The organism is Capnocytophaga sp. oral taxon 338 str. F0234, assembly GCF_000192225.1.
GTDB lineage: Bacteria > Bacteroidota > Bacteroidia > Flavobacteriales > Flavobacteriaceae > Capnocytophaga.
The window spans coordinates 1-1,853 of record NZ_GL872423.1 but is presented as its reverse complement, the minus strand read 5'-3'; the positions used below and the strand labels follow the sequence as shown (position 1 = coordinate 1,853).

2 protein-coding genes are annotated in these 1,853 nt (G+C 27.5%); one reads left to right on the top strand and one right to left on the bottom strand.

Annotated features, from left to right (window positions below; genetic code table 11):
* On the top strand, window positions 1-241 hold a 241-nt coding region (locus HMPREF9071_RS11625), incomplete at its 5' end, for a transposase (protein ID WP_040358818.1).
* 469 nt (window positions 242-710) lie between these two features.
* Here HMPREF9071_RS11625 and HMPREF9071_RS11615 read toward each other — a convergent pair.
* On the bottom strand, window positions 711-1,853 hold a 1,143-nt coding region (locus HMPREF9071_RS11615), incomplete at its 5' end, for a hypothetical protein (protein WP_009401518.1).

Below are 1,853 nucleotides of genomic sequence, written 5' to 3'. Positions count from 1 at the left end.
AGTAGGTTATTATGATGCTGAAAAAGATGAAACATTTGAATTTCTAACCAATAACTTTGAAGCATCTGCTTTAGAGATAGCGAATTTATATAAAAGACGCTGGCAAATAGAGATCTTTTTCAAATGGATAAAGCAGAATTTATCTATAAAGAAACTTTGGGGGCATTCAGAAAATGCTGTTAAGATTCATATATGGGTAGCAATAATAACCTATCTAATAGTAGCATATATCAAAAAGTGAATTAACTATATATCAAATAATTGAAATATTCAGAATTTCTCTATTTGATAAAAAACTTATTAAAGACCTGATTGTCAGATATAAAGATAAAATCGAAATAGAACAACCTAATTTATTTAACCTTTAAAATCAACGCACCAGCAATATTTGTTCTTTTTAATTATCTCTTACAAGCTAAGAAAAAAAAGAATTATTAGATAAATAAAAATCTTTATAAGAAAAAATAAAGGTAGAAGAACAAGAGCATAAATAGGCAAATAGTTCTTCTCAAATTTATAATTATATATATACATAATTAGTGATATAGGAAATAATATAACTTCAATCCAAGGTGCATAAAAAAAAATAATCATCAACAAATTATCTAGTACTTGAATTTTACAGTCTAAAAAAATATTTATTACAGATAGTATCATTAAAAAAAAGAAAACAGTTGATACTATAATTATTATTCTCCAGTATAATTTCATTAGTCAAATGGATTTAGGTCTATATTTTCTATTTTCTTGTAAAATTCCGAAGCCTTTTCTTTTGTTTTTCTATATATTTTCGAGACTTTTTTCTTCACTTCTTCGACAGTATCATTAATTTTATTAAGGTCTGAATATACTTTAGGTTTAGGGTCAGGATCAGCTCTACCTATTATCATATCATTAGGATTATTAAATGAATACATAAGTGCGTCTAAAAATATAGACGCCACTTCCTCTGATACAGGTTCAAAGTATGAAGAAGCTAAATTTAAGTCTCCATCTCTATTTTTATCCTTTAATCGAACTGCCAAATACCAAAAAGCAAAATCTTTAAATGCTCTTGCGAATTTATTGAGAAGTTCATCTTTATTTTTAAGCCTTTTATTTTCGAAAGTTGCACCTAGTAAAGTTAAAAATAGGTATGCTCTTTTATTCCATTGATTATTAAAATAATATTCTAAAGCTTCATGTATTGTTGTAAATGTTTCTGTAGGGTCTTTAATATCAGAACTCTCACTTTTACTACCTACTATATAAGCAGCTACGTCCCCCTCTATATTTACCATAGCACCATAACTACTACCTTCTACAGGAAAAAGAATTTTTGCTCTCTTTTTAGGTTCTTTTATCCTATCATTTGATAATTTACCGACACCTCCTCCTAAATCACCTACCCAAGTACATATTTCTAAACCTGTTCCTCCTTGCATAGTCATATTTTTTGCAATATAACTTCTTCTAGCATCTAATCCAATTATTATATGACCAAAATCTACAGCTTTATGTTTACTATCAAACACTTCAAAACTATCAAATAAAGAATTAAATAAGTTTGCTTTACATAATTCGCAACATTTAAGAACATCCCTTGCATCAGCTACAACACTACTTCCTACATAAAACTCATTAAAAGCAATATTTCTAATTTTACTTTTCTCTACTTTGTAGTCTAGACTCCATTCAGTACCATAATATATTCCTCTCAATATACTAATCCTATCTCCCATGCTTTCATATCCATTCTTTATAAGAACTTCTTCTGCTTGTTTTACCAAAGAAATGAGTTCTTTAAAATTTTTAGCTGGTTTTGAAATATTACATGTACAACTATTATTTTGACTAAGAGGAAATTTTATAGG